The sequence below is a fragment of the Cellvibrio sp. UBA7661 genome, assembly GCA_002483365.1.
In the GTDB taxonomy this organism is placed as follows: domain Bacteria; phylum Pseudomonadota; class Gammaproteobacteria; order Pseudomonadales; family Cellvibrionaceae; genus Cellvibrio.
In genome coordinates this window covers 53,204-59,615 of record DLHT01000004.1, presented here as the reverse complement: position 1 = coordinate 59,615, position 6,412 = coordinate 53,204, and the positions used below count along the sequence as shown (strand labels likewise).

General features: G+C 48.2%; 6 protein-coding genes. 1 reads left to right on the top strand and 5 read right to left on the bottom strand.

Annotated features, from left to right (window positions below):
• Positions 1 to 65 precede the first annotated feature (65 nt).
• Both pssA and ilvC read right to left on the bottom strand, forming a co-directional pair.
• On the bottom strand, positions 66 to 896 hold the full coding sequence (pssA, locus tag B2739_RS02475; RefSeq protein WP_331344295.1) for a CDP-diacylglycerol--serine O-phosphatidyltransferase: 831 nt from the start codon (positions 894 to 896) through the stop codon (positions 66 to 68).
• A 93-nt stretch (positions 897 to 989) separates the two neighbouring features.
• Positions 990 to 2,006 carry a ketol-acid reductoisomerase gene (gene ilvC / locus B2739_RS02470; protein ID WP_331344294.1) on the bottom strand — a complete coding sequence of 339 codons (1,017 nt, stop codon included), beginning with the start codon at positions 2,004 to 2,006 and terminating at the stop codon, positions 990 to 992.
• Positions 2,007 to 2,162: 156 nt separating this feature from the next.
• On the opposite strand from ilvC, the gene ilvY reads away from it, so the two are divergent.
• Positions 2,163 to 3,029 (top strand): HTH-type transcriptional activator IlvY, encoded by an 867-nt coding sequence (ilvY, locus tag B2739_RS02465; protein ID WP_331344293.1) that lies wholly within the window; start codon positions 2,163 to 2,165, stop codon positions 3,027 to 3,029.
• A gap of 4 nt (positions 3,030 to 3,033) precedes the next feature.
• On the opposite strand, the gene B2739_RS02460 is transcribed toward ilvY, so the two are convergent.
• Genes B2739_RS02460 through B2739_RS02450 form a run of 3 tightly spaced genes read right to left on the bottom strand, consistent with a single transcriptional unit; the run spans position 3,034 to position 6,410 of the window.
• On the bottom strand, positions 3,034 to 3,594 hold the full coding sequence (locus tag B2739_RS02460) for a DNA-3-methyladenine glycosylase (protein ID WP_331344292.1): 561 nt from the start codon (positions 3,592 to 3,594) through the stop codon (positions 3,034 to 3,036).
• 3 nt (positions 3,595 to 3,597) lie between these two features.
• Positions 3,598 to 4,518: a DUF6999 family protein gene (locus B2739_RS02455; protein WP_331344291.1), complete on the bottom strand. Its 921-nt coding sequence runs from the start codon at positions 4,516 to 4,518 to the stop codon at positions 3,598 to 3,600.
• Positions 4,518 to 6,410 (bottom strand): iron-containing redox enzyme family protein, encoded by a 1,893-nt coding sequence (locus tag B2739_RS02450; protein ID WP_331344290.1) that lies wholly within the window; start codon positions 6,408 to 6,410, stop codon positions 4,518 to 4,520. The genes B2739_RS02455 and B2739_RS02450 overlap by 1 nt, the downstream gene beginning before the upstream one ends.
• Between the last annotated feature and the right edge of the window lie 2 nt (positions 6,411 to 6,412).

The window sequence follows — 6,412 nt, the reverse complement described above, 5'->3', positions numbered from 1 at the left end:
CACCCTCAGACAAGCTTTATTTGCGCGCCTTTTAGATTGTGAACAATCACAAATCAATGCGCTTATTACTTACCCTCTTCGGTCTTTTTTGAACCACCAAAAAGTGATTTAACGCCCTTTATTGCAGGCGCAGAAAGCGCATACAGTACGGCAATCGCAAAAACACCCTGCTCCTGATAAATAATAAGGGATGCAAACACAAGCACCACCAACAGCATAAACGCGAAAGGCACTCGACCACGGAAGTCCATACTTTTGAAACTGGTGTAGTGAAAATTCGACACCATCAACAACCCCGTTAACGCCGTAACGACAGCAACAACAACACCCCAAGGAGACTGGGGTGCCATGGAGGACCAAACCCACACCATACCCGCAACTACCGAGGCAGCTGCCGGGCTCGCCAAACCGATAAAGTACTTTTTATCAACAACTCCAATTTGGGTGTTAAAACGCGCCAAACGCAAAGCCGCGCACGCCATATAAATAAATGCAGCAGCCCATCCCCAGCGCCCCAAATCTTGCAGCACCCAACTGAATACTACTAATGCAGGCGCCACACCAAAGGAAACCATATCAGCAAGACTATCGTATTGCTCACCAAATGCACTTTGGGTGTTGGTCATACGCGCAACACGACCATCCATTCCATCAAGCAGCATGGAAACAAAAATCGCGATAGCCGCATGGGTAAAGTTGCCATTCATAGCAGAGACGATGGCATAGAAACCACCGAAAAGTGCCCCGGTTGTAAATAGGTTGGGCAGGAGATATACACCGCGATGGCGCACTTTTTTACCACCTTCCGATACCTCTTCCACCAGATCACCAAAAGGCAAAGGCCCTTCAAGATCAACGGGATCCTGCTTGGACGGTTCATTATCCTGCTGACTCATAGTTGTTTCTCCGATTGAGGGAGCGCCATTTTACACAGTCATAAACAAAAAACGCGGCCAGAGCCGCGTTTTTTGTTGTCGCCAAAACCGGGATTAGTTCTTGGTTTGGTCAACGATTTTGTTAGCCTGAATCCAAGGCATCATCGCACGCAACTTGGTACCAACCACTTCAATACCGTGAGCGGCGTTGTTACGACGAGCAGCAGTCATTGAGGAGTAGTTGGTTTGACCTTCCAGGATGAATTTCTTCGCGTATTCACCAGTTTGGATGTCTTTCAATGCTTGGCGCATCGCTTTGCGCGACTCTTCGTTGATCACTTTAGGACCAGTCACGTATTCGCCGTATTCAGCGTTGTTAGAGATTGAGTAGTTCATGTTGGCGATACCGCCTTCGAACATCAGATCAACAATCAGCTTCAATTCATGCAAACACTCGAAGTAAGCCATTTCTGGCTCGTAGCCTGCTTCAACCAGAGTTTCGAAGCCCATTTTTACCAACTCAACAGCGCCGCCGCACAATACAGCCTGCTCACCGAACAAGTCAGTTTCAGTTTCGTCTTTGAAGGTAGTTTCGATGATACCGGTACGGCCACCACCTACGCCTGATGCGTATGACAGAGCAGTATCTTTCGCTTTACCAGAAGCGTCCTGGAAAATCGCGATCAGATCAGGTACGCCGCCACCACGTACGAACTCAGAACGCACAGTGTGACCTGGCGCTTTTGGCGCGATCATGATCACATCCAAATCTTTGCGTGGCACTACTTGGTTGTAGTGGATCGCAAAACCGTGAGCGAAGGCCAAAGTAGCGCCTTGCTTGATGTTTGGCTCGATCTCTTCCTTATAGAGTTTTGATTGGAACTCATCCGGAGTCAGAATCATCACAACGTCAGCTGATTTAACTGCAGTCGCAACGTCAGTCACTTTCAGGCCATGAGCTTCTGCTTTTCTTACAGTCGCAGAACCGGTGCGCAGACCAACTACCACATCAACACCTGAATCTTTCAGGTTGCAGGCGTGGGCGTGCCCTTGTGAACCGTAACCAATGATGGCTACTTTTTTGCCCTGGATGATAGAAAGATCGGCATCTTTATCGTAATAAACGTGCATAACAGACTCCTGTAGGGATGATTACCGCCTGATAATAAGAAATAACAAGGCGACTTGGATAAAAGGCCGCCAGTGTAGAGAAACACCCGCATCGCGTAAAATGATATATTCGCAATTCAATATTTCATTTTATGAAACACGGTTATTACCCACTTTATGGATATCACCAAACTTCGCTTGTTTTGCAACCTCGCCAACAGCCTTCACTTTGGCCGCGCTGCCGCGAGCGCCCATGTCAGCCCGTCCACACTCAGCCGAAACATCAAACAACTTGAAGACGATTTGGGTGTAAGCCTGTTCGTGCGCGACAACCGCTCGGTGATACTCACCCACGAAGGTGAACAGTTTTTAGGGTTTGCCAAAGAAGTGATCCAGCAGTGGGAGACTTATCAAGAGTCGCTGCTTGCACAAGCCGATCAATTGCGCGGCCAACTCAGTATCTATTGCTCGGTAACCGCCAGTTACAGCTTTCTTTATGAAATCCTCACCGAGTTCCGCGTTAAACATCCCGGTATTGCGATCAAACTTCACACCGGCGACCCTGCACAGTCGATTGAGCGGATTCTGGCAGGTGATGAAGATATCGCTATCGCCGCTAAACCCGACAAATTACCATCAGGCATCAGCTTCAAACCTATCAACAGCTCGCCGCTGATTTTTATCACCGCAAACACAGAAGATTGGCAAGGTAAAAACTGGGATGAAATTCCAGTGATTATTCCTGAAGAAGGTTTGGCGCGGGAGCGGCTGAACGTCTGGTTCGATTCCCTGGGCATCAAACCCAATATTTATGCGGAAGTAAAAGGGAACGAAGCGATTGTCAGCATGGTAAGTTTGGGATTCGGCGTGGGCGTTGCACCACAAATCGTGGTCGATAACAGCCCACTCGCAAACAAAGTAAAACGCTTTGATCCGCAACCGGATTTAGGCCCTTACGACACCGGCATTTGTGTAATGGAAAAACGCTTAAAAAGTCCGATTGTAAATGCATTTTGGAGCCAACTACGCGAACCAAATAATTAATCGATCAACGAAACGGCTTACTTAAAAACGGCGAGCCCGTTAAACCAAAACGCCAAGGCAAATCCATCGCTTTGGAAATTCCGATGCGCGGGCCAGTCACCACATCAACGGGGGTCATTGCAGGCGATAAATGAAAAGGTTTTTGTGCAAGCGAACGCCCATTAAATGCATGAACAATTTCCAACGCCTGCCCCACTCGCCCCGGCCCAGAACATAATAACTTTTCCGCATCAACACCGCGCCGCTCGCGCATTACATCCAAACCCTGTGTGGGCTGTATCGCACGAATTAAAACACCCGCACCATGCCCTTCCGGCGAGCACACAAAATTCAAACACCAGTGAATGCCATAGGAGCGATAAACATAGGCGCGACCCGGCGCACCAAACATAGATGCATTGCGCACACTCAGCCCGGAGAAAGTATGTGATGCAGGCTCAGATTGATCATAAGCCTCTACCTCAACAATCACGCCCCCAACACCATTCACAAAAAATTGCGCGCCGATTAATTGCGGTGCAACTATATGCGAGGGCTGGGAGAAATCAATTGCGATGTTTTTCATATACTAGTTTTGAATTGAATTGAAACTCTGCTGTTTTTTCAAATCCATCAATAAAGCATGCAGCATCTCTGTTGATAAACCATGCAGCACCAAGCGATAGCCTGCGCGCAGAGTACTCATTGGAACTAGCGGATGCTTATTGTTAAGCAGAACCAAATGCTGAGGCGAATTTAAAATAGTCGCGACATATAAACCAATGGTTTCATCTAATTGCAAAGAATTGGATGCGCGCCAAAAATCGTTATCGGTTAAAAATAATTGATAAGTCGGCGTAAACATTTCGATAGCAGTTTGCAGGTCGATGCCGTTTAACCTGCCGCGCGGCATGGCTTCGAGTGTCACCTCCGGTTCTTTGATCATACTGAAATCTGGCTGCGCAACTGGCAGCAGTTTTTTATCCGCATCGCGCAGGGCTTTGCTCAGGCGAATCACGAAGTTAAATAAATTTAAATCGTGTTTTAAAAATAATTCGTCCTTCAAATCATCCAGAGTTATTGGCTTCAAGGGTGATGTTTCAACTTTCACCGGTGAATTAGCTGCAATAAATTCCAGTATCTGTGCGCCCATATGAAAGTGACGCAACACCAACCAGTTAGCCTCGGGGCGCACGCAATATTTCAAGCCAGTAGCGAGAATCCAGTGCAAGAATTTGGAGGCCGCCCACTTGCGCGGCACCACCACTTTAACAACTTGGATTAACACAATCAGTGTGCGAGCAATGGGGCGCACAAAGGGCAATAAAAATTGGCGCGATGGTGATGCCGAGTCAGTAAGCCAAGCCTGCTTAACATGATCCGGTAGGGGTGTGCTTTGATCCAAATACAGCGCAAGCCACGGATTAGGGTCGCGCGGATCAAATTCGGCCTGCAAAAATTCTGGCTCTTTTAATTCTTTTTCCTTTTTTGTTTTTTCCAGATTGTCCATCAGCTCGCCTCCAGAATATGTTCAAACTGCATCAAATAAAGTTGTGCCGTGCGTTTGGCCGTAGCGACAATTGCGTTTGCCGCCTTAGGATCAATCGCCATCACCAATTCAACTGCCGCCAACCAACGCGCGAGATGATGTTCGTCATTCGCGCCGTGATACTCCAAAAAGCGGAATGCGCTTGCAGGCAAACCCACTTGTTTGCGCAACAATGGCAAGAGCGCTGGCACGATACGCTGACCAGTGCCTTCAATGATATAGATCGCACCTAATAAGCCAATGGCATTGGTTGTCGCGGCAAGCGAATGCAAATAACTATTCAAAGCTTCGCCACCGGGATTGCGGCGCAAATTATCCAGCGGTTCAGTGCCGCCTGCCGCACAATAATCCTCGTACAAAATTTTAAAATCGTTTTGCTCTTCGCCGGCATGAGTTTCAATTAATGCACCAAGATCAGCATAGCTACCGGTGAGCGATGCCACAGCTTCGCGCATCCACTTACTGCCTTCGCGCACCTGCGGCACCCATTGCGCAGTCCAGGTGCGATAATCCTCCAGCGTAAATTGTTGGCTCACCAATTTGTGAATAACAGGGCTGCGCCACACTTGCGAGCGGTAGTCATGCCAGATACTCGCAAGGGTTGTTAATAAATTTTGCAAATGTTGCGGCGCAGATTGTGGATCGTGAGGTGCTGCAATATCTGGTAGCTCGGTTTTTTCTGACGCTGTCGATCTAATTGCAGAAGTAAGATTGGCAGCCAAAGGCGCATTGGCTGCTTCCACTTCAATCAGCATGTAAGCCGCCGTCATGCGCCCGGACTCGGGAATAAAACAAAATATTTTCTCGCCCGGTTTAACCTGATGGGTATCGAGAAATTCCGCCAGCATAATAAAAATCGAGGCGGAGCCTGTATTGCCGCGCGTGGTTAGGTTGCTGTACCAGCGCTCGCGCGGAATGGTTAAGCCCGCCTTTGCCAGCAATTCGTCTACTACTGGAATAAAACGCGCCGATGAATAGTGACAAAGAAAATGATCAATCTCATCCGATGTAACCCAACCATCGTGGACAAGCTTTACATATTCGTGAATGCTCACATCAAACAAATGCGGCAGCAAGCGAATATCCTGCCGCAGCGACAGTGCACCTGCTGCTTCTGCCTCACTGGATGACGGAAAATCCAAGAAAGATTTGCTGCGATCCTCAGTTAAACCCAGTTGCATGCAGACCGGATAATCACCGGCAAAACTTTTTTGGTGAATCCAGTTTATTTTTAAGCGCACACCGTTTTTTTCTTGCGGAGTATCGGTAAGCAAAACTGCGCCAGCACCGTCAGATAACATCCAACGCAAAAAGTGCGCATCAAAATCACTGCTGTAACCGCGCGGGGCAAAACGGCTTTTTTTAAAAATACGCGATGGCATTTCCGCTGTCGCCACTAAGGCTTGTTGATGCGCACCCAACTCAACCGATTGTGCGGCATAAGCCAAGGCAGAAACACCTGCGGCACAAACGCCCAAGCTCGATAAGGTTTCCATTGGCGACGCACCTAACTCACCTTGCACCATGGCCGCAAAACCGGGAATTAACGCATCGCTGCCCGATGAACCGACCGCGAGCAAACTCACATCACTTAGACTCGTATTGGCGCGCGCGAGACAATCGTTAATCGCATTGGCCGCAAGCTGCGTATGCGAGGTAATTGTTTCACCGTTTTTATCAATCGCGTAGTGGCGAGTTTGAATACCATTTTCTGCCAAAATTTTATTTTTGATGCGCAGTGAAATGCGATTGAGCGGCGCAATAAAATCATCCATTGCCTGATTATCAACAGGCTCACCCGGTAGGTGATAGCCCGCTGATTGAATGTAAACACGATTAAAACGGGTAGGCATAA